A 21377-nucleotide genomic window follows, 5' to 3' on the forward strand; every position below is an offset into this window, starting at 1 on the left:
TGAATCAGATACGGCGGCCACGGAACAGTGCCCAGGCGCCGGCTAAAGGAATAACAAACCAAAGGACCAGTGCCAGCCAAAGCCCGTTCGGGCCAATGGGCAAATCAGAGCCAAGACTAAGAACACCGCTAAGCTGAGTGCTATCACTAAAAGTAACTATGTTCAGCAAACGGTATATGTCGGTCGGGTTGAGCAGCAGAAGCCATGGCAACAACTCCGGGTTGAACTCGCCCTGGCTGGCGACCAGCATGCCCAGCAACAATAAATCGAAAATAAGCACAAAAAAGAACCAGATCGCCAAGGCCAATCCAGCGGCAATGGGCTTCTCACTGACCCGCACACTAACCACATACGCCAGCGCAATGAAGCTCCAACCCAGCAGAGTGGTAGAAATAATAAAGCGCAGCATGGCGACAGCCAGCGCACCAACGGCAACGTCTTTTACCAGTATGGCAATGGCAACACCCGCTACGCCAAACCCTATCAAGGTAGCCAGAGCCAATGTCAGCCCGTGCCCCAGAAACTTACCGAACAACAGCTGCCCACGGCTTAGTGGGTAGGTCATCAACAACAGAAGCGTGCCGCCCTCTTCCTCACCCACAATGGCGTCGTAGGCGAGTAACAGAGCAATCAGCGGGATCAGGAAGATACCCAGGCTCGCCAGGCTGGCGATGGTTGCAGGGGTAGACGCATAACCCACCTGCCCGGAAGCCGCTGCACCAAACCAGGCAATGCCCACCGCAAGGGTAGCAAACACTAATGCAATGGCGATCAGCCAACGGTTGCGCAGGCTGTCGCTTAACTCTTTACGCGCAATGGTCCAAATGCTGTTCATTGGGCGCCTCCTCGATGAGCAAGGCCACCAGACCCGATAAAGTGCACGTACACATCCTCCAGAGTCGGCTCGTAAATACCCAGATCACGCACCTGGCCCGATTCCATTAACGCTTTCACCAAGTCCATCTTCTCGGCGGGCCGAACATCCACGTGAAGCCGCCCATTTTCGTGTCGCATCATCAACCCCGCAGAAGCCTTGGCATCATTCACAACCGTTTCCAGCGCTGCCACAGTGCCTTCGGGCTCAATAGACAGCGTTGTGGCCATGTTGGCCTGCCTGCGCAGTGAAGCAAGATCTCCCGCCGCCTTCAGACTGCCATCGGTCAGAATCGCGGCCCTATCAATATAAGGCTCTACACCCGGAAGTACGTGGGAGCACAAAACAATGCCCGTTCCATCATCCCGTAGCGTGCGCAACAAACGGTAAAGGTCAGCGGTAGCAATAGGGTCGAGGCCTACCGTAGGTTCATCCAGCATCAGCAGACGCGGCTTTCCAAGCAAAGCCTGAGCAAGGCCCAGGCGCTGGCGCATGCCTTTGGAATAGGTTTTGACTCGTGCATCCATGGCATCATCCAACCCCACCTGCCCCAGCAACTCAGGAACCTGGCGCAGATTAGCGCCTTTCAGGCGTGCAAAATGCGCCAGGATTTCGCGACCAGTCAGCTGCGGGTAGAACATGACATTTTCAGGCAAGTAGCCGATGTACTGGCTGATTTTAGGATCGCCCGCTTCGCCACCAAGCACAGATACCTTACCTTGGGACGGCGTCATCAACCCCAGAATCAGCTTGATGCTGGTGGTTTTGCCAGCGCCATTGTGGCCAAACAACCCGAGGATCTCTCCGGGCTCAAGGCGCAGATCAACGCCATTCAGCACCAGCGCTTTATCATACCGGTAGCTCACATTCTCAAGACGAAAACAGCTCATCAGGACTCCGGCTCCAACAATTTTGGGGGGCTCATCAAGGGGTGAGAATCTTTGACACCCGCGGCCTTAACAACAGGAAACGCTTCCTGAACCCAACGCAGCGTATCCACCGCTGGACTGAACATCAGGATTTTTGCTTCAGGGTAGGTCCATAACAGACGATCAACATTATCGTTGGGCTCATAAGGCACATCACCAATGCCATCCTGGTTACGATCCCAGCCCAGGTAATCACTCCAGAAATTGCCCACACCATCCTTCGACCACTCCTGGGTGCGCAGCGCTACATATTTGACCTGGCGCTGATTGTTGATAAACGCATTACGGAAAACGTGATTATCTTCCGAGCCTGCGGTCAGGTGAATGCCTACACCGCTGTCCCGAAACACATTATTTTCGAAGGTATTGTACAAAGAGTTATAAATGAAAACGGCCTTACCCTCTGCCCCGGAAACTGACACCCCGGCAGTCTGGCCTTGAGACACCCCTGAAACCACATTCCCCCGCAGCACCGACTGGGTAATAAAGTTCATCAGAATGCCGTAATTCTCATCGTTCTCGGAACGGTTATTGATCACCGTTAGACGCTTACTCTGCATCAACGCATAACCGGTTCGAGTGCCTTGGGTCACATTGCCTTCCAGGAGGTTGTCCATGGAATACATGTAGTGAATCCCGTAACGCAAATCCGCCATGGTGTTATTGCGAATCCTGTTCTTGTTCGCCGTCTCAATATAAATCGCATCCCGGGTTTGGCGAATATCATTCCCTTCAATCAAAGCACCGGTGGTATTGAACAGGTGAATACCGTTACCCCGATCATTCGAGCGAACCGTCGCATCGCCACGAATAGTATTGCCTCTAACCGTCACATCGGGAGTCGCATCCAGCCAAACACCAAACGCCGACCCTTGCAGATCGTTGCCCTCCACCGTCGCGCCTCGGGCTTCGCGCTTAACAAAAATGCCTGCATTCAGCTCATTCAAATCCGTACCCCAATTCCGGATACGACAGCCCGTAAGCGTTACACTCTCCGCCTGAATCTCCACCCCATTGCCTGCGCCACCCCCATCAATAAGGGTTTCAGGGCCACAGGCCACAGTCACACCTGGTACCCGGATAGCTATAGATGGAAGGATTTCGGAAGGAAGATCAAAAGTCGCGCCCGGCTCCAAATCATCCAACTGTTGCTGAATATCGGCCTGAGCGGTCAGCGATAGCAAGGCGACTATCAGGGCCACCCCTAAACGCAAAATGTGGTGCATTAACGATCACTCAATAAGTTCGAGGCTAGCGAAACTGTCTGGCAAAGCAAGGGAAGAGGGTCTTTCAAAACTGTGCGGAGCCAGGGATGGCGGAGCCAAGCGTACACGGACGTATCCACAGCGTGTTTTGAAAGACCCTCTTCCCTTGATTTGCTTCTCCGAATTACGATTAAAACACCGGAGCCCAGTATAGGGCCCCGGATTTCATTTCTAAATTAAGCCGGCTCTACCAGCATCCGCCCCGTCATCTCCATGTGCAGAGCGTGACAGAACCAGTTGCAGTAGTACCAATGAACGCCCGGTCTATCCGCAACAAAGGTCACCGAAGACGTCTGCTGAGGGCTGATCTCCATGCTCACGCCGTGGTTTACCATACAGAAACCGTGAGTCACATCCTCAATGGTATCCTGGTTGGTAACATACACAGTCACCTCGTCGCCCTGTTTTACCTTGAACTCATTCAAGCCAAACATAGGTGCAACCGACGTCATGTATACGCGAACCTTGTTACCGTCGCGAATCACCTTGTTGTCAGACTCCAGCGTAACGCCATCTTTCTCTGCCTGAGCACGAGCACCGGCGAAATACGGATCGTCGCGAGTGTATACCTTCTTGGTCTTGATCTGATCACGACGAACCAGAATACAGTCGTGTGGCTCTGCGAACGCAGGACCATCGTGAACCAGCTTCATTTCCTCGCCAGAAATATCGATCAACTGATCGTTCTCCGGGTGCAGAGGGCCAACCGGCAGGAAACGGTCCTTCGAGAACTTCGACAACACAACCAGCCACTTGCCATCGGCATCGCGGGATTCCGTCAGAGACGCATGGTTATGGCCTGGCTGATAATGCACATCCAGCTTCTGGCGCAGGTAGTTCACCTTTTCACCATTGTAGTGCTTGATGGCATCTGCAATGTTCCACTTGGCTACCTGACTGTCGATAAACAGCGTGGTGTATGCGTTACCACGGCCATCGTAGGTAGTATGCAGAGGCCCAAGACCCAACTCCGGCTCAGCAACAATCACATCGCGAAGTTCAATTTTGTCATCAAACACATCGTCCAGCTTGTCGATGGCAATCACCGAGCAGGTTGGCGACAACTTACCGGCGGCAATGAAGTACTTGCCATCTGGTGAGGTGTTAACGCCGTGCGGATTCTTTGGCACAGGAATGTAACGGGTCAGCCTGGATTTGCCACGGCCATCAACCACTGGAACTTTAGAGTCGCCCAGGGTCTTGAAATCGCCATTCTTGACGGCTTCCTCAATGCGTTCAATGTTGAACACAACTACCCAGTCGCGGTCGTTACGCATGGTACCGGCCAGATCCGTGGCTTTCTCGGAGTTATAGCAGGTAGAAGCCGCATATTTGCCAGTGTAATCGGCGTCGGTGTTGTCCAGGTTGCCGTCTACAATTACCTGCCAGGCGACTTCCATGGTTTCCGCATCCAGTGCGTTAAACATGGTGTAGCTGTTCTCCATGGAGAAATCGCTACCATCGTTGGGATGCGGAATCATATATTCTGCGTTGCAGAACACATACTTGGTGTGCGGCACTTTCTGCAGGCGCAAACCGTGAATAGCCTGCACGTTCGGAATGTGAGTAATCTTGTCGCACTTCATGATATCCAGACGGATACGCGCTACACGAGTGTTGGCTTTATCGTTGATGAACAGGTATTTGCCATCGTAACGACCGTCGGTCATGGAAACGTGCGGGTGGTGACAATCGCCGTTCAGGTAGGTTTTGTCGCGGCCCAGAATATCCTTACTTTCGTTGGTGATACCCCAGCCTGTAGCTGAATCAACGTTGAATACGGGGATCCGCATGATTTCACGCATGGAGGGAACGCCAAGAACACGAACCTCGCCCTGGTGACCACCGCTCCAGAATCCGTAGTATTCGTCCAGCTCGCCTGGCCCAACGTGGATCTTGTTCTGGGCTTCCTTCGCTGCAGCAGCAAAAGACTCACGAGTCATTACAGCGCCACCCAGGCCAGCAGCACCCACTGCACCAGCCAGTGCAGTCGCTCCCAGGAAACGGCGACGGCTTAGCCCACTTTCGCCATTTTCGGCAACCTCGGTTCCTAACTCATCTTTCTTTTTCATAGCATTGAACTCCGTTATTGGTAATGGCGGTTCTATTTCTGTTTCTCTTTTTTTTGGTTTTACACTGCTACGTCACCTGCACCACTGGAATTCCCTCCGGGTGGCCCGGTGCGTTATGACCACGACGCTTGCCACGACGCTTAACGATAAGCGGAGGACATTTATGGTCATCGAAATAAGTCATCTGGCAATCCAGACAGTAATGACATTCCTGATAGTTGATGGTGCCGTCAGGATGAATAGCCTGAACTTCACATTCCTTGGCACACAGCTGGCAGGGGTTGCCACATTCCTTACGACGCTTCAGCCAGTCGAAAACGCGCAACTTGGTTGGCAGTGCAAGCGCAGCTCCCAGCGGACACATATAGCGGCAGAAGACCTTGCGGGTGAAAATATTCACCACCAGCAGGAGCAGCGCGTAAGTCACGAAGGGCCAGCTACGATCAAAATGCAGGGTGATCGCAGTTTTGAAGGGTTCGATCTCTGCCATTTTCTCAGCCGTCGCCAGGGAGTCCAGAGACACCCCGAACAGCACCAGCAGAATGATGTACTTCAACGCCCACAAGCGCTCATGGATGGGCCAGGGCACGGTGTACTGAGGTATTTTCAAGAACCGTGCAATCTCGTTGATCAGTTCCTGCAAGGCTCCGAATGGGCACAGCCAACCGCAATAAACAGCACGTCCCCATAGCAGCACGATGCCAGCCACGGCAGCCCAGAGCACAAAGATAATCGGATCAATCAGGAAGGTTTCCCAGGTGAAGCCGCTGACCAGACTGTGTACAAACGCCAACACGTTAACGATGGACAACTGGCCCAGCGCATACCAACCAATGAAGAACAGGGTGTAGGTAAGAAATGCGTGGCGAATCCAACGGGTGATCTTTGGCTTTTTCACCAGCCAGTCCTGGAAGAACAGAATCAGTAACAGCACACCAATTCCGATGCCCAGAACGATTACCTGGAACTGGCGCTGATACCAAACCTGAACCCACAGTGGCTGAGACTCCAGCCATTCCTCTTCGGTAAGGACAGGCTCTGCACGGGTGTAATACTGGTCCGGCAGCTGGAATTCGAGTGGAAAGACCTGAAACTCACTGTCCAGAGGGCCCGTCTGACGCTTTACAGTCAGCTCCAGAGTCCAGGGCGCGCCCGGGTCAAAGTTGTGCTGCTGACGAATAATGAAAATCGCCATTTCCTTGAAGCTGGGCATGCCCGCTGCGTAAACATCGCTGAGGCGGAAAAAGTCGAGGTCGCGGAAGTTGAAGGTATCGCCGTACTGACGAATCTGAACGCGGTCGAATATACCCCCGCGCACATAGCCTGAACCCTTGAAGGAATACTCGCCGTTAGCCATTACGGCAATCGCCTGCTCGCCTTCCTTCAACTCAGACATCAACCAGTCATACTGTTTTTCGCCCAGCAGGTTCCGGCCAATTACAGGTGTATCCAGGTAGGTCGCATACAGATCAATCAGCGGCTCATCACGCTCACCAGGAGCTGCAATTTCAACGCCTTCTGCCTCGGTGCCCTTGAAGGAGTCATCTACCTGACCCTTGCTGAGCAACATGCGGCGAATTGAGCCGTCGCCGGTCAACTCTTCCCAAGTGCGAGGCACAAAACCGTCTTTGATAACCTCGGCCGTTGGCGGACGCTTGGTGCCACTGCCTTCTACAAGCCCAAGCTCGACACCCACCCGATGGGCAGTTCGCATTATGACTTCGTTGATTACCATAACCGTTACTGTGGCACCGGATAGGCCATCAACAGCAATCTTGCGCTCAGTAGAGGTGCCACCAACAGTGACCCGCTGATCTGCCTTCAAGCCGGTGTACTGATCGGTAAAAGCGTGCATTTTGCTTTCGGGAATACCCACAAGAAGTATGGGCTCATCATGGTGAATCACTTTGGCAAAGCGGATAGTGCCTTCGGTATCCAGCACCACCATGGCATTGAGTGGCTTGCCGGAATAGGCAGGAGTCTGGACAAAATCAAGAGACTGATAGGCATAACCTTTCAGCTCGTCATCGGCGTACAGCTCTTGAATGGCTCGGTTGCCTTCCCGTGGTTCAAACCGGGTTACTTCGGGGAAGGCCGCTTGGATGACCTGTCGACCGGAGATTGGCTCATACTGGCTGAGCGGCTCGGCCTGAGCCATCGGCATGGTCGCCAGAAACAGGACAAAGAAACAAAAGACACTGCGGAAAATAACGTTCAAAACAAGCTCCCGACGAAACCAACGAATCACTTATGCCTGAATCAAACAGCCTAAAAGATTGTCAGATAAAACAAATACCTCTTTATGGATACTGTTTGCAATGAATGGGAAAACAACGAGTCAGATCAACCGAGGCTAACCGCGTTCCCACTCTTATCCAACGGAAGGTAATTGCTGACATGTCCCAAACGAATAGACTCAACCATCATGGTCAGTGGCTGCTGGGCTTCATCGGTAGATGGAGGTGTGCCCCCTCTGCCAGACATGGCCGCAACGAATACCACGTCCCATGACTGGCCCGTGCCTTCCGACTCTTCAACCAGTGCTGCAAACTCCAAAACCTCTTCCAGTGCTTTGTCTACGCAGATAACAGGCGTAAGCGCGCCGCCCTCGCCTCGCTCGAACGCGGCTTTTTCGTCTGCAGATGCATCATCTGGCAGTTCCGCCCGACAAAAAACAAACAAAAGGCGCTGGGGCTCGTGTTCGCTTTTTGCTGTTTTGATCAAATCACTGTAACTGCTAATCATGAAGACAATATCCTTTCGATTTTCTACTGACTGATTTCGATCAATCGCTTGGGGTCGGAGATAAACAGTTTGCTCCGGTTTACGCGCACCAGTCCGTTAGACTTCAAATCTGCCAAAATCCGCGAAAAGGTTTCCGGTTGCATGGCAAGCCTGGACGCAACCAGACACTTTGGCAAAGGCAATTCGACCTCTCCCCCCTCGGAAACACCATTGGGCAGCAAGTCGATCAGGTATCGGATCAATCGATCACGGGCGTTTTGAACCGTCATAATCTCAAGATCGTGAAACCGGGAAACAGCGCGCTTGGCGTAATGCCGCAGGGCTGCATTGGCGTACTCCGGCTTGCTCTCAAGCAGGTCCTGATAGGCTTTCACCGGAATCATCAGAACTTCACTGGATTTCAATGCCTCAGCGTAGCAGGCATAGCGGGCCGGATCGGCATAAATCATCACTTCTGCAAAGCAGTCGCCAGGGGCAATGCTGTCAAGAGTGCGGTCAATGCCGGAGGAATCCAGCCGATACAAGCGCAAGCGCCCGGATACCACAAAGAAGAAATGGTGGGCCGGCATATCCTGCCGGTAAAGCAGTTGGTGGTGCCCCAGGCGAAGGCGGCGGGATTGCAGTACGAGATTTTCAAAGTCTTCGTCGCTGAGCGTGTTAAACAGGGCGTGGCTGCGCATTGGCTGCAGTCCACTTTCACCGCTGGTGAACTCATTGACCGCCAACACAACAGGTTTGGCGTAGCGGGTTTGTGCAGATTGCGCAGCTATCATTGATTTATCCCCTTTCAAATCATGCATTCAAAATCATGTTTTAGATAATAGGAGGATACTCCTGAAAAATCGCTCCCCCCATGGGGGTAGTATCACGGATACTTGGCAATAATTGACTTAACGCAATATTTCGCATTGCTACCTATTTTCCAGAAAAACGCCCGTGTTCATGTTTTTAATTACTGCATCAAGGGTGAGTCAGGCAGCTCAAGGTCCACACCCTCAACGCCAGTCTCGACGGCCAGAACCTGCAAATACTGGCGAAACGCCCGGCGGGTCACACTTTCACTGAGGTACTGACGAATTTGCGGTTTTACATGCTCGTACGGCAGCTGTTCGCCATCAATACGTTGATCGACTCTCACAATGTGCCAGCCGTACCGGCTTTCGATCAATTCCGGGTTCAGGCCCTCTTTGAGCGTCAGTACTGGCCGCTCAAACTCTTCTACGGTCTGCCCCTTGCTTATCTGCCCGAGGCTACCACCCTGGTAACGGGATTCACACGCAGAGTACTGCTTGGCCAGCGGCGCAAACTGGGCGCGGCCTTCGACCAGCGAAGTCAGTAACTGCTGCCCGATTTCTTCCTGACGCATACGCTCCTGCACATCGTCCGGCGCTGCAGCCAGCAGTATGTGGCTCACTGCCATCAGGGTCGGGCTACGGAAGCGCCCGGGATTGGCTGCATGGAAGCGCTCACAGTCGGCTTCGCTGGGTTCCGGCACATCCAGTTCCTGCTCCAGCACCCGGGCAATCATGGCCTCTTCATCCAGCTCTTCTGGTAGCTTCAGCGTTTGGGCCTGCTGTAACAGAAGTTCGCGAATAACAAGACTCTTGGCAGCTTCGTGCCAGGCTTCGGCAACTTCTTCTGCCGGGTGGTGCTGCATTTCCCTGGCAATATCCTCTTCAGATATCAGGGTTTCACCCACATACACTGGCGGAAACTGGTTTCTGGGATTTTCGGGTTCACCGGTGGGGATCAGTTGCATGGTAGGTCTCCGTAGATGTTTTCAGTGTGGCTACCCCCTCTCCCCCAGCCCCTCTCCCGCGAGGGGAGAGGGGAGAGGGGAGCTACACATCCCAACCTGCGGGATTGCCCTCACGCCAGAGAGCAGTGCAGTAAAAGCCCCTCTCCCCCTGCGGGAGAGGGGTTGGGGAGAGGGGGCGCTTTATCTCTTACGCCCGCTTGCGCACAACCTGGTATTTCCGGCCGAAGTACTCCAGCGGCACACTCAACATGTGCACCAGACGGGTGAACGGGAAGAGTACAAAGATCGTCAAGCCCAAGAACATATGAAGCTTGTAGATCCAGTGTACGCCTACCACGTAGTCAGCCGCCCCACCCTGGAAGGTGAAGATTGCCTGCGCCCAGCCTGCCAGTTGCAGCATGGTGCCGCCATCAAGGTGGCCCAGTGTCGGGAAGATGGTCAGCAAACCCAGCACCACCTGAACAACAAGTATGATGATGATCATGTTGTCAGCGAAGGTACTGCTGGCTTTAACTCTTGGGTCTGTCAGCCGGCGATAAGCCAGCATGGCGCCCCCTACCAGACACATCACACCTGCAATACCGCCAACCACAATTGCCAACACCTGTTTGGTGCCTGCGGTCATGAACGGCTCGTACATAAAGTGTGGCGTTAACAGACCAACCAGGTGGCCAAAGAAAATCACCAATATGCCCACATGGAAAAGCACGCTGGCCATCACCATGTTTTTCTTGCTCAACATCTGTGTGGAGTGAGCCTTCCAGGTGAACTGGCCGTGGTCATACCGCGCCCAGGTACCTACAACCATCACTACCAGAGCGATGTACGGATAAATTCCGAAAAGCAGTGTATTCAGATAAGACATCATCTTGGTCTCCTCTTGCGCCTTCAGGCGTCTCTCGCGGCAGCACGCGCCTGAGCGGGCGTTACATCCGTCATCAGATGATCACTGAGGTGAATGGTTTGGGTCTGTTCCATCTCACGGCGGCGCTGGCCAACAACACCACCTGTATTGCAGGAACTGCCCTGGTCATCCACAAACTTGACCATTTCTTCTTCCCAGACCTTATCCAGCGCCTCTGCTGTATCGTCCCGTTCTTCAGATGCCACAAGCTGTGCCAGCTCCTGACGATCTGTTTTTCGGCCCGACAACTCCAGCAAAGAATCCATGGCTACGTGATACATGCTTTCGCGCTGATACAGGCGCTCACCCAGCAACCCAAGAATGTGGTGGATATCTTCCAGCCAGTTCTTGATTTCGTCCCAGGGGCGAGTCGACAGGTACTCCAGAAACAGCGGGAGGTAATCCGGCAGTTCCTTGGCATCGATTTCCAGCCCGTTGGCGCGATATTGCTCCATCAGATCAACCATGGCCTGACCACGGTCACGGGACTCCCCATGAACGTGCTCAAACAGCAGCAGTGAGGTGGCGCGGCCTTTGTCAAAGGTGCCTGTGTAGGCCTCTTCGAGATCCAGCAGGTCGCCATCGCACAGACGGTCAATACACTGGAGCAATTGCTCCTTGTTTTTCCGTGGTAGCCGGCTGTCCTCCAGGACAGCGGTTACCATGGCGTCTTTGGAGGCCTGAAGTTCAGCCGTGGGATACTCCAGAATCCGTGCCAGTACTTTCAATAGTTTCATGTGGCCTCCTTACTCCTGCAGCTGTTTCGGATCGACTTGCTTCACAGTGGTCAGCTTCTGCACCATGGAAGTGGTGTTTTTACGACCTCCAAACATGCTGAATTCACTGTCTCCACCGCTGCAGCCATCGCCGAAGCTGAAGCCACAACCACCGCGCTCACCGTGTGCATCCGGGAAGGCTTCCTTCGCCAGCTCACGATGGCTGGTGGGAATCACGAAGCGATCCTCGTAGTCGGCAATGGCCAGATAACGGTACATTTCATCAGCCTGCGCTTTGGTCAGACCAACTTCTTCCAATGCCCGCAAATCTTCAACGCCGTCTACGGTTTCTGCACGCTTGTACAGGCGCATGGCCATGATGCGCTTGAGCGCACGCACTATCGGCTTCTCGTCACCCGCGGTAAGCAGGTTGGCCAGATACTTCACCGGGATACGCAGGCTTTCGATCTTCGGCAGTATGCCGTCGAACTCAACCTTGCCAGCCTCCGCTGCCGACTGGATAGGGCTCAGTGGTGGTACATACCAAACCATCGGCAGAGTGCGGTATTCCGGGTGCAGTGGCAGAGCCAGTTTCCAGTCCACCGCCATCTTGTATACCGGGCTTTGCTGCGCAGCCTTGATGACGTTCATCGGTATGCCGTCTTTCGTGGCCTGCTCAATTACCTTCGGATCGTTCGGATCCAGGAAGATTTCAAGCTGCTTTTCATAGAGCTCATGCTCGCCCGGAGTGCTGGCAACCTCTTCAATGCGGTCAGCATCGTAAAGCAGCACGCCCAGATAGCGGATACGGCCTACGCAGGTCTCTGAGCACACGGTCGGCATACCAGCCTCAATACGCGGGTAGCAGAAAATGCACTTTTCAGACTTGCCGGTTTTCCAGTTGAAGTAGATTTTCTTGTACGGGCAGCCGGATACACACATCCGCCAGCCGCGGCACTTGTCCTGGTCAATCAGTACAATGCCGTCTTCTTCGCGCTTGTAGATGGCACCACTTGGGCAGGCCGCTACGCAGGTCGGGTTCAGGCAGTGCTCGCACAGACGCGGCAGGTACATCATGAACGTGCTTTCAAACTGACCGTAAATGTCGGCTTGAATCTGGTCGAAGTTTTTATCCTTACGACGCTTGGCAAATTCAGTACCCAGGATTTCTTCCCAGTTTGGGCCCCACTCGATTTTCTGCATGCGCTTGCCGGAGATCAGCGAGCGTGGCCGTGCAACCGGCTGGTGCTTGCTGTCGCCTGCGGTGTGCAGATGCTGATAATCGAAATCAAACGGCTCGTAGTAATCGTCAATTTCCGGCAGGTCCGGGTTGGCGAAAATATTCGCCAGTACCCGAAACTTACCGCCAATGCGCGGGCGGATCTTGCCGCTGGCATCACGCATCCAGCCGCCTTTCCACTTTTCCTGGTTTTCCCATTCTTTCGGGTAACCAATACCGGGCTTGGTCTCAACGTTGTTGAACCAGGCGTATTCCATGCCTTCACGGCTGGTCCACACGTTTTTACAGGTCACTGAACAGGTATGGCAACCGATGCACTTGTCCAGGTTCAGCACCATGCCTACTTGGGAACGGATCTTCATTTTACAGCCTCCTGAACAGTGTCGTTGCCTTCGCCGTCAAGCCAGTCAACTTTCTTCATTTTGCGCACCACAACAAACTCGTCGCGGTTGGAACCCACGGTTCCGTAGTAGTTAAAGCCGTAGGAGAACTGCGCGTAGCCGCCAATCATGTGCGTTGGCTTCGGGCAGGCCCGGGTGACTGAGTTATGGATACCACCGCGGGTACCGGTAACCTCAGAGCCCGGAATGTTCACAATTCGCTCCTGAGCGTGGTACATCATCATCATGCCCGGCATAACCCGCTGGCTGACCACCGCCCGGGCTGCAATAGCACCGTTGGCGTTGAACACTTCTACCCAGTCGTTATCCTCCACACCCACATCGCGGGCGTCGTCTTCACTCAGCCACACAATGGGGCCACCGCGAGACAGGGTAAGCATCATCAGGTTGTCACTGTAGGTACTGTGAATCCCCCACTTCTGGTGCGGCGTGAGGAAGTTCAACGCTTTCTCAGGGTTGCCGTTAGGCTTGGCATTCAGCAGAGGTGCAGCCGCTTTGGTGTTAATGGGCGGACGATACACCAGCAGGCTTTCACCAAACGCGCGCATCCATTCGTGATCCAGATAGAACTGCTGACGGCCTGTCAGCGTGCGCCAGGGGATCAGCTCATGCACGTTGGTGTAACCTGCGTTGTAAGACACGTGATCGTCTTCCAGTCCAGACCATGTGGGGCTGGAGATGATCTTGCGCGGCTGCGCAACTATGTCGCGGAAACGAATCGCTTCGTGTTCCTTGCCCACCGCCAGGTGGCTATGATCCAGGCCGGTAAACTCTGACAGAGCCTTCCAGGCTTTAACTGCCACGTGACCGTTGGTTTCCGGCGCCAGAGACAGAATGACTTCTGCAGCATCAATGGCACTTTCAATCTTCGGCCGGCCTGCGTTGGCACCTTCAAGGTGCTTGTAGTTCAGATCGCCCAGGAACTTCACTTCTTCTTCAGTGTTCCAGTTAATACCCTTACCACCATTACCCAGCTTGTCCATCAAAGGCCCAAGGGAGGTAAAGCGCGCGTAGGTATTGGGGTAATCCCGTTCTACAGTGATGAAGTTCGGCGCCGTTTTGCCCGGAATCAGCTCACACTCGCCTTTTTTCCAGTCTTTAACATCGAACGGCTGGCCCAGCTCAGCTGCGGCATCGTGCATCAGCGGCAGGGTAACCACGTCTTTCTCAACACCCAGGTGGCCTTCCGCCGCCTTGGAGAAGGACTTGGCGATGCCCTTGTAGATTTCCCAGTCACTGCGGGATTCCCACGCGGGGTCGGTCGCAGCGGTCAGCGGGTGAATGAACGGGTGCATATCTGATGTGTTCAGATCGTTCTTTTCGTACCAGGTAGCGGTCGGCAGAACTATGTCTGAATACAGACAGGTAGTGGACATACGGAAATCGAGAGTAACCAGCAGGTCCAGCTTGCCCTCAGGCGCCTCATCACGCCACTTCACTTCCTCTGGCTTCATGCCGCCGTTATGGCCCAGGTCTTTGCCCTGCAGTCCACTGGTAGTACCCAGCAGATACTTGAGCATGTACTCGTGGCCCTTACCGGAAGAGCCCAGCAGGTTGGAACGCCAGATAAACATGTTGCGCGGGTGGTTCTCAGGCGCTTCAGGGTCTTCCGACGCAAAGGCCAGTGAACCGTCCTTCATGGACTGGGTAACGTAGGCAGGCACGTCCATACCGGCCTTCTCAGCTTCTGCAGCGATGGTCAGCGGGTTGCGGTTAAGCTGTGGCGCAGATGGCAACCACCCCATGCGCTCGGCACGCACGTTGTAGTCGATCAGGCTTCCACCGAACTTGGACTTGTCGGCCAGAGGCGACAGAATCTCGCTTACATCCAGCTTCTCGTAGCGCCACTGCCCGGAATGGGCGTAGAAGAACGAGGTGCCGTTCATCTGACGTGGTGGGCGCTGCCAGTCCAGACCAAATGCCAGCGGCTGCCAGCCAGTCTGCGGGCGCAGTTTTTCCTGACCCACGTAGTGAGCCCAGCCACCACCGCTCTGGCCGATACAGCCACACATAACCAACATGTTGATTAGCGCGCGGTAGTTCATGTCCATGTGATACCAGTGGTTCATACCGGCACCAACAATGATCATGGAACGGCCTTTGGTTTTATGGGCGTTCTCACCAAATTCACGGGCAATACGAATCACTTTTTCAGCGGGTACGCCGGTGATCTTCTCCTGCCAGGCCGGAGTGTACGGCTTGATTTCATCGTAGGAGGTTGCGCCGTCGTCTTCGCCCAAGCCACGGCTGATGCCGTAGTTGGCCATCATCAGGTCGTACACGGTAACCACGAGAGCTTCGCCACCATCGGCCAACTCTATTTTGCGGCTACCCAACTTGTGAGTCAGAGTGTCGCTGATTTCAACGGACTTGAAGTGGTCATGCTTGATGCCGCCAAAGTACGGGAAAGCTACATCAACCACTTCGTCATGCTTTTCAACCAGGGACAGTTGCAGGCTGACATCTTCAGTTTTGGCAGTTTGCTTCAGGTTCCACTTGCCCTTTTCGCCCCAGCGATAGCCGATAGAGCCGTTAGGCGCGGTCAGCTGGTTGCTGGCTTCATCAATGGCAATGGTTTTCCACTCGGGGTTGTTCTCTTCACCCAGACCACCCACCAGATCACTGGCGCGCAGGAACCGGCCAGGTACGTAACGGCCATCTTCCATTTTGTCGAGCTTTACCAGGTACGGCATGTCGGTGTAGCGACGCACGTAATCGGTGAAATACTCACTGGGGTTGTCGAGATGGAACTCTTTGAGGATGACATGCCCCATAGCTATACCCAGAGCGGCATCTGTACCCTGCTTGGGGTTCAGCCACTCATCCGACAGCTTGGAGACTTCTGCGTAATCCGGGGTAATGGCAACGGTCTTGGTGCCCTTGTAGCGCACTTCGGTAAAGAAGTGGGCATCCGGCGTACGGGTTTGAGGCACGTTGGAACCCCAGGCAATGATGTAGCCTGAGTTGTACCAGTCGGCAGATTCAGGAACGTCGGTCTGCTCACCCCAGACTTGCGGAGAAGCCGGTGGCAAATCGCAGTACCAGTCATAGAAGCTCAGACACACGCCGCCGATCATCGAAAGATAACGGCTACCAGAGGCGTAGGACACCATAGACATAGCCGGGATTGGCGAGAAGCCGATGATGCGGTCCGGGCCAACTTTCTTGGCGGTGTATACGTTTGCCGCACCAATCAGTTCGTTAACTTCATCCCAGCTAGAACGCACAAAACCGCCCATACCACGGCGGGGTTTGTACTCGGCGGTTTTCTTGGGGTCTTCTACAATGGAAGCCCAGGCTTCAACCGGGTCATTGAACTGGATGCGGGCTGCGCGCCAAAGCTGCATCAAATGCTTACGCATCAGTGGATACTTCAGGCGGTTGGCACTGTACATGTACCAGGAATAACTGGCGCCACGTGGACAGCCGCGAGGCTCGTGGTTAGGCAGATCCGGACGGGTACGGGGGTAATCGGTTTGCTGGGTTTCCCAGGTCACCAGGCCGTTTTTGACGTAGATCTTCCAGCTACAGGAGCCAGTGCAGTTTACGCCGTGGGTGGAGCGCACAATTTTGTCGTGCTGCCAGCGCTGGCGATAGCTATCTTCCCAGTCACGATTTACATCGTGGGTTTCGCCGTGGCCGTTCGCGAAGGACTCGCGCTTTTTACTGAAGTAGCTCAGCTTGTCGATCAAATGACTCATGGTCTCTCTCTCCATCAACCCGTCTGCGGATCGTTTTTCCGAATTAGAACCATTGTGTGGGAGAAAAACCCTGAAATCTGCGTGGTTACTACCACATAACCCGGCTCTACCACCGAGGAGGTATAACCGTTATATCCCCGGATGGAGGAGTGCGTTTCGTTCGTGGCGGCGGTTAAAGCGGGCAAACATGAATTGGCACACACAGAGCAGGATAAACACGATCATGAATACGGCACTGCGAACCCCCAACCAGTGATTCACCGCACCGAACAGAACAGGCAACAGGAAAGCCACTGAGCAGGCGCCGACCAGCAGCAGCCCAGCGACAAATGCAGCATTGTTACGACTCTCGATAATAACCATTCTCTGCAGACTGCCCATGGCACTTCCAAGCGCCACTCCGAGCACAACCACAAAAATCCTTTCAACATTCATGGGTAGAGCAAACTCAATCCTGATGGTTGCATCCACACCCCGAATAAACAGTGTCATAGGCGGGTAAGACAACACCACCAAGGCCACCAACCCAACAAAAAGAGACCGACTAATAACTTTAGGACTGCCATATCGATCAGACATGCCTCCGCCGAGAATCTGCGCCAGCGCTCCGGGTATAATGAACCACTGCGCCAGCCTGGCACCCGTTCCCACCTGAAGCCCAAACTGAGAGGAAAGGTAATCCGGAAGCCACAAAGCCAACGCAAAAAAACTTCCGGCAACCACGCCAAAGAAGGTACCCAACTGCCAAACACTTTGTTGGTTGAGGTGCCCGAACAAAACCTTCAGGGAGGTTTCCGTTTGCGGGTCAGCAATCGCATCATCAGGATCGGTAAGCAAAAGCAGCAGCGCCAGCACCAGCAACAGAACAATGAGGTACGCCAAGGGAACGCCATGCCAGGAGAAGGCTTCATGAAAGAGAGGAACAAGATAATAGGTAAACCCGGCACCGGTAACGCCGGCACCAAACACTCCCAGCACCAGGCCAAGCCTCTGGGGTTGGCAATTGCTGGTAACAAACTGCAATCCGGCACTGTAAAAGCCGCCGGCAAGCCCCAGCCCGCCCGCTGCCAGCAGATAACCCGGAAACGTATCTGTGGTAAGTAACACCACCATGCAGACTGCAAGCCCGGCAAGACAAAAAAGCATTATGCGCCGGGCACCAAACTTCCGGGCGGCGAGCCCGGCAGGTACAGCAAGCAAAGCGCTAACCGCCATGGGCATGGCGAGCAGCAGGCCAAACTGAAGATTGCTAAGGCTGAGCTCGGCTCTCAAGTGTATCCCAGCCACTGCAAACAGCGTCCAGCAGCCAGCCGCAATAACAAAACCTGTTACTGCAAGTGGCAAAACAACGGCAAGCGATGCCAGCCGTTCATCTTCCTGATCCGCCTCTGACCCCATCCGCTAGCGCCTATGTGAACCACTTTTAACACCGCCTTTCAGTGTCAACTTTTGCCCTGAGACAGGTCAAAGACTATGATGGGTTACCAACCATTGGGGTAATTGACTATCCTCAAGGAGGTATTCGATTCCAGCGCCTGCAAAGACGAGATTCAATGAAATCCAGAAGCCCCCTTGTTAACCGAATTACTATCGTTGTTTGCGCCGTTGTGCTGACATCCATTGTCAGCATGGCTACAACGCTGGCGGTTTCAAAAAGCATTGAAGGGAACGCAACTGCTATTAACCTGGCCGGCGCCCTGCGCATGGGCGCTTTCCGCTTGCTTGCCCAAGCTGCAGGCCCCGGGGACAACCATAATACCGCAGAGCCCAACATCAGCAGCTTCTTGGACAAATATGAAGCCAGCCTGTTTGACCGGTTGATTACTCGCGCAATTCCCCGCACAGCGGATCACCCCCTCACAAACCAGTACCGCGCTATCACAAGCTATTGGGAAACCACCCTGCGCCCAGGTCTGGAGAATCACCCACAGGGGTCACCCGTCAGCGTCGAGATGCATGCCAATACGGAGACTTATGTAGACTCCGTAAACCAACTGGTCAGCATGCTGGAACGGCGCACTGAAGCGCGTATAGGATTGCTGCACCTTATCCAGATCATAAGCCTGGCTTTTTCCATACTGATTATAGTTGCCCTGTTTGTTGACCTGCGAAACAGAGTGCTCAAGCCCTTGCGAAAGCTGGTAAGCATTGCAGGAGCTGTGGGCGAGCAGGACTTCTCCCAGAAGGCCAACATGACGGGAAGCGACGAACTGGCGCAGCTTGGCAGCGCGTTTGATCAAATGAGCAGTGAACTTGCCCTCACCTATTACGAGCTTGAAGAGCGCGCCCGCAGCAAAACCGAGGAGCTGGAAAAAAGCCATGCTGCCCTGCAATTACTGCACACCGCCAGCCGCAACCTGTTTGCCAATCATGACCTGTGCAGTGGTGCGGTGCCCATGCTGCAAGAACTGGAAGAGCTTTTGGGCATAGGACCGATTCGGCTATACCTCCACGACAAAGAAGCTGCAGAGCCAGTGGAAGTGGTTACCACCGCCTCGACAGATCGCCCCTTCTACTGCCGCGACCACCACTGCAATGCCTGCCTGGTGTCGCCGGAGGACTACGACGAACTCCCCATAGAAGACAACGACGGGCGCAGATTGCTGCTGCCCATTCGTACACCAGGCAAACTCCTGGGTACGCTGGAGGTTTGGTACCCCGCTGAAACGGGTCTGTCAGATACAGCCAGACGCCTGCTGGAAATACTCAGCGACCAGCTGGCAACCGCCATTTTCCTTGAGCGCCAGATTACAGAAGAGCAACAGCTTACGCTGGCCGAAGAGCGCACTGTTATTGCCCGGGAGCTACACGACTCTTTGGCCCAATCGCTGTCCTATCTGAAAATGCAGGTGGCCAGATTACGCAGGCTGAACATTGAGGGCGACCAGAAAAGCGCCCACGAGTCCATTCTGGAAGAGTTAAGCACCGGCCTGAACAGTGCCTATCGCCAGCTAAGGGAGTTGCTGGCCACCTTCCGGCTGAAGCTGGACACTCCGGACCTTGCCACAGCTATGCGCAAAACTATTGAGGAATTTTCAACGCGTTTGGGCAAACCCGTTGGGTTGAATTACAATCTACCTCCCCAGGCCCTGTCGCCCAACGAGGAAATTCACACGCTGCAAATTATACGTGAGGGCCTTGCCAACGCGGTTAAACATGCAGACGCCACAGAAGTTATCGTGGAAATACTATTTGAATCACCACAGGTAAAGGCAAAGATACGGGATAATGGCAAGGGCTTGCCCGTGGGCGAGCAACCGGTTAACCATTACGGACTGGTGATCATGCAGGATCGTGCCCGTACTTTGGGCGGGCAGATTGTGGTAAAAAACCGCGACAGTGGTGGCGTTGAAGTTATCCTGACATTCGTTCCTAAAAGCCGGCACCTGATTCCCACTGAAGCGCCGAGCACCTGAATATCAAAAAAAGCGGCATCTCACATGCGCCGCTATGCAATCAAGAGAGAGGAAGCGAAGTACCATGCCCGATGTAGCGTCTGACACACCCGCCAGCATATTGCTGATCGACGACCACCCATTGTTGCGCCAAGGCATCAAACAGCTCGTCGAAATGGAAGGGGATATGGTAGTCGCTGGCGAGGCAAGCAATGCCTCCGACGGCATACAACTGGCAACCGAGCTTGAACCAGATCTGATTCTTATGGACCTCAACATGCCGGAAGTCAGCGGCATTGACGCCCTGAAGAAGCTGCGGGAACTGAATGTAAGCTCCCGCATCGTGATGTTTACCGTGTCTGACCAGGAAGACGACGTGGTAGCGGCCCTGCGCGCCGGGGCTGATGGCTATCTTCTGAAATACATGGAACCGGAAGACATGATTGCCCAGTTGCGCCAGGCTGCACTGGGGAAAATGGTCATCAGCGACAGGCTGACCACACTTCTGGCAGAGGCTCTGCGTTCCAACAAACCCCAACAGGCGTCGCGCCCTGACTACGACAGCCTGACCCCTCGGGAAAAAGACATCCTGCGCCTGATTGCCGAAGGCTTGTCGAACAAGATGATTGGCCGCAAGCTGGATATCAGCGACGGTACGGTAAAAGTGCACGTAAAGCATCTGCTTAAAAAGCTCAGTCTGCGCTCCCGGGTAGAGGTCGCCGTATGGGCCGTAGAAGAAGGTCTGCATAAGGGCTGAGCTATATCAAATCAAACACGGTGCATTTTGGTTACTCTGGGCAGTCTGAATTCACTGCCCGGAGTTGATTATGGCCCTGCCCGTGTCTATTACCCTGCCCCTCCCTCCCAAACCACTGATCAGCGATTCTCTGGCATTGCTTTCTGAATATCTCCCATCGCCATTTCCCTTGCTCGGCGCCATTGATCGCTCGATCCCGATTCCCATAAAGCAACTGGTTGCCGAAGCACCTCTGAATCGTTTTTTTGCTGAGGCCATTGCAGATGGTGAATTTGACGATTTTGAAGGTCGCCGTATCCGCCTGGAAGTAAATGGCGGCCACCCCGGGATTACCATCGGGTACTGGGCGGGCAGGCTCCGGGTACTGGACGGCCCGGGCGAAGCTACCATAAGAGGCTCCCTTCTGGCTTTCAAAACCCTCGCGGAGCGCCGGCAAGACCCTGACCAACTATTCTTTCAAAGACGCTTGGTAGTTGAGGGTGATACTGAATTGGGCCTGGGGCTGAAAAATCTGCTGGACAGCCTGGAGTGGGATTTCAAACTCCCGAAGTTGCATTTATTCTGACACCCTCTGTTACTGGAGCCATATTAAACCCATGCGACCCTGTGCGATGGTTCA

Annotated in this window: 16 protein-coding genes; 3 read left to right on the forward strand and 13 right to left on the reverse strand. The window is 54.2% G+C overall.

The genetic code is table 11. The features are described 5' to 3' along the window. Positions 1-4 precede the first annotated feature (4 nt). The 13 genes from FE848_RS10805 to FE848_RS10865 form a co-directional block, all read right to left on the reverse strand. Entirely contained in the window at positions 5-835 is an 831-nt protein-coding gene (locus FE848_RS10805) for an ABC transporter permease (RefSeq protein WP_200202826.1), read from the reverse strand. After that, a complete protein-coding gene (locus FE848_RS10810; RefSeq protein ID WP_200202827.1) occupies positions 832-1764 on the reverse strand; it encodes an ATP-binding cassette domain-containing protein in 933 nt (310 codons plus the stop codon). Before FE848_RS10810 ends, FE848_RS10805 begins: the two co-directional genes overlap by 4 nt. Beyond that, positions 1764-3029, reverse strand: coding sequence for a nitrous oxide reductase family maturation protein NosD (locus FE848_RS10815; RefSeq protein ID WP_200202828.1), 1266 nt, complete (start codon positions 3027-3029; stop codon positions 1764-1766). Before FE848_RS10815 ends, FE848_RS10810 begins: the two co-directional genes overlap by 1 nt. A 215-nt stretch (positions 3030-3244) precedes the next feature. Beyond that, positions 3245-5140, reverse strand: a complete 1896-nt coding sequence (nosZ, locus tag FE848_RS10820; RefSeq protein ID WP_200202829.1) for a TAT-dependent nitrous-oxide reductase — start codon at positions 5138-5140, stop codon at positions 3245-3247. 67 nt (positions 5141-5207) lie between these two features. Beyond that, the gene (nosR, locus tag FE848_RS10825; protein WP_200203104.1) at positions 5208-7304 is read right to left on the reverse strand and encodes a transcriptional regulator NosR; all 2097 of its coding nucleotides are present in this window, start codon (positions 7302-7304) and stop codon (positions 5208-5210) included. Positions 7305-7483: 179 nt separating this feature from the next. After that, positions 7484-7885 carry a ribonucleotide reductase subunit alpha gene (locus tag FE848_RS10830; RefSeq protein WP_200202830.1) on the reverse strand — a complete coding sequence of 134 codons (402 nt, stop codon included), beginning with the start codon at positions 7883-7885 and terminating at the stop codon, positions 7484-7486. 23 nt (positions 7886-7908) lie between these two features. Continuing rightward, entirely contained in the window at positions 7909-8658 is a 750-nt protein-coding gene (locus FE848_RS10835) for a Crp/Fnr family transcriptional regulator (RefSeq protein ID WP_200202831.1), read from the reverse strand. A 179-nt stretch (positions 8659-8837) separates the two neighbouring features. Then, a complete protein-coding gene (locus FE848_RS10840) occupies positions 8838-9644 on the reverse strand; it encodes a peptidylprolyl isomerase (protein WP_200202832.1) in 807 nt (268 codons plus the stop codon). Between the two features lie 187 nt (positions 9645-9831). Continuing rightward, entirely contained in the window at positions 9832-10509 is a 678-nt protein-coding gene (gene narI / locus FE848_RS10845; RefSeq protein ID WP_100638747.1) for a respiratory nitrate reductase subunit gamma, read from the reverse strand. 23 nt (positions 10510-10532) lie between these two features. Beyond that, positions 10533-11285, reverse strand: coding sequence for a nitrate reductase molybdenum cofactor assembly chaperone (gene narJ, locus FE848_RS10850; RefSeq protein WP_200202833.1), 753 nt, complete (start codon positions 11283-11285; stop codon positions 10533-10535). Positions 11286-11294: 9 nt separating this feature from the next. Beyond that, positions 11295-12866: a nitrate reductase subunit beta gene (gene narH, locus FE848_RS10855; protein WP_200202834.1), complete on the reverse strand. Its 1572-nt coding sequence runs from the start codon at positions 12864-12866 to the stop codon at positions 11295-11297. Beyond that, entirely contained in the window at positions 12863-16606 is a 3744-nt protein-coding gene (locus FE848_RS10860) for a nitrate reductase subunit alpha (RefSeq protein ID WP_200202835.1), read from the reverse strand. The genes narH and FE848_RS10860 overlap by 4 nt, the downstream gene beginning before the upstream one ends. A gap of 129 nt (positions 16607-16735) precedes the next feature. Beyond that, on the reverse strand, positions 16736-18004 hold the full coding sequence (locus FE848_RS10865) for an MFS transporter (RefSeq protein WP_200202836.1): 1269 nt from the start codon (positions 18002-18004) through the stop codon (positions 16736-16738). Between the two features lie 155 nt (positions 18005-18159). On the opposite strand from FE848_RS10865, the gene FE848_RS10870 reads away from it, so the two are divergent. From FE848_RS10870 to ubiT, 3 genes are all read left to right on the forward strand, one after another. Then, positions 18160-20022, forward strand: coding sequence for a histidine kinase (locus tag FE848_RS10870; RefSeq protein WP_200202837.1), 1863 nt, complete (start codon positions 18160-18162; stop codon positions 20020-20022). A gap of 64 nt (positions 20023-20086) precedes the next feature. Then, positions 20087-20758 (forward strand): two-component system response regulator NarL, encoded by a 672-nt coding sequence (gene narL / locus FE848_RS10875; RefSeq protein WP_200202838.1) that lies wholly within the window; start codon positions 20087-20089, stop codon positions 20756-20758. Positions 20759-20828: 70 nt separating this feature from the next. Next, complete coding sequence (ubiT, locus tag FE848_RS10880; protein WP_200202839.1) at positions 20829-21323, forward strand: ubiquinone anaerobic biosynthesis accessory factor UbiT; 495 nt, start codon at positions 20829-20831, stop codon at positions 21321-21323. Positions 21324-21377 lie beyond the last annotated feature (54 nt).

This window comes from Marinobacter sp. 1-3A (genome assembly GCF_016597775.1).
In the GTDB taxonomy this organism is placed as follows: domain Bacteria; phylum Pseudomonadota; class Gammaproteobacteria; order Pseudomonadales; family Oleiphilaceae; genus Marinobacter; species Marinobacter xiaoshiensis.

Bases quoted from the DNA above. Each gene is read 5' to 3' on its own strand.
- narI (WP_100638747.1), bottom strand. From the start codon at position 10,509: ATGTCTTATCTGAATACACTGCTTTTCGGAATTTATCCGTACATCGCT.
- FE848_RS10870 (WP_200202837.1), top strand. From the start codon at position 18,160: ATGAAATCCAGAAGCCCCCTTGTTAACCGAATTACTATCGTTGTTTGC.
- FE848_RS10865 (WP_200202836.1), bottom strand. From the start codon at position 18,004: ATGGGGTCAGAGGCGGATCAGGAAGATGAACGGCTGGCATCGCTTGCC.
- narH (WP_200202834.1), bottom strand. From the start codon at position 12,866: ATGAAGATCCGTTCCCAAGTAGGCATGGTGCTGAACCTGGACAAGTGC.
- ubiT (WP_200202839.1), top strand. From the start codon at position 20,829: ATGGCCCTGCCCGTGTCTATTACCCTGCCCCTCCCTCCCAAACCACTG.
- FE848_RS10810 (WP_200202827.1), bottom strand. From the start codon at position 1,764: ATGAGCTGTTTTCGTCTTGAGAATGTGAGCTACCGGTATGATAAAGCG.
- FE848_RS10860 (WP_200202835.1), bottom strand. From the start codon at position 16,606: ATGAGTCATTTGATCGACAAGCTGAGCTACTTCAGTAAAAAGCGCGAG.
- narJ (WP_200202833.1), bottom strand. From the start codon at position 11,285: ATGAAACTATTGAAAGTACTGGCACGGATTCTGGAGTATCCCACGGCT.
- nosZ (WP_200202829.1), bottom strand. From the start codon at position 5,140: ATGAAAAAGAAAGATGAGTTAGGAACCGAGGTTGCCGAAAATGGCGAA.
- FE848_RS10835 (WP_200202831.1), bottom strand. From the start codon at position 8,658: ATGATAGCTGCGCAATCTGCACAAACCCGCTACGCCAAACCTGTTGTG.
- nosR (WP_200203104.1), bottom strand. From the start codon at position 7,304: ATGCCGATGGCTCAGGCCGAGCCGCTCAGCCAGTATGAGCCAATCTCC.
- FE848_RS10830 (WP_200202830.1), bottom strand. From the start codon at position 7,885: ATGATTAGCAGTTACAGTGATTTGATCAAAACAGCAAAAAGCGAACAC.
- FE848_RS10840 (WP_200202832.1), bottom strand. From the start codon at position 9,644: ATGCAACTGATCCCCACCGGTGAACCCGAAAATCCCAGAAACCAGTTT.
- FE848_RS10805 (WP_200202826.1), bottom strand. From the start codon at position 835: ATGAACAGCATTTGGACCATTGCGCGTAAAGAGTTAAGCGACAGCCTG.
- narL (WP_200202838.1), top strand. From the start codon at position 20,087: ATGCCCGATGTAGCGTCTGACACACCCGCCAGCATATTGCTGATCGAC.
- FE848_RS10815 (WP_200202828.1), bottom strand. From the start codon at position 3,029: ATGCACCACATTTTGCGTTTAGGGGTGGCCCTGATAGTCGCCTTGCTA.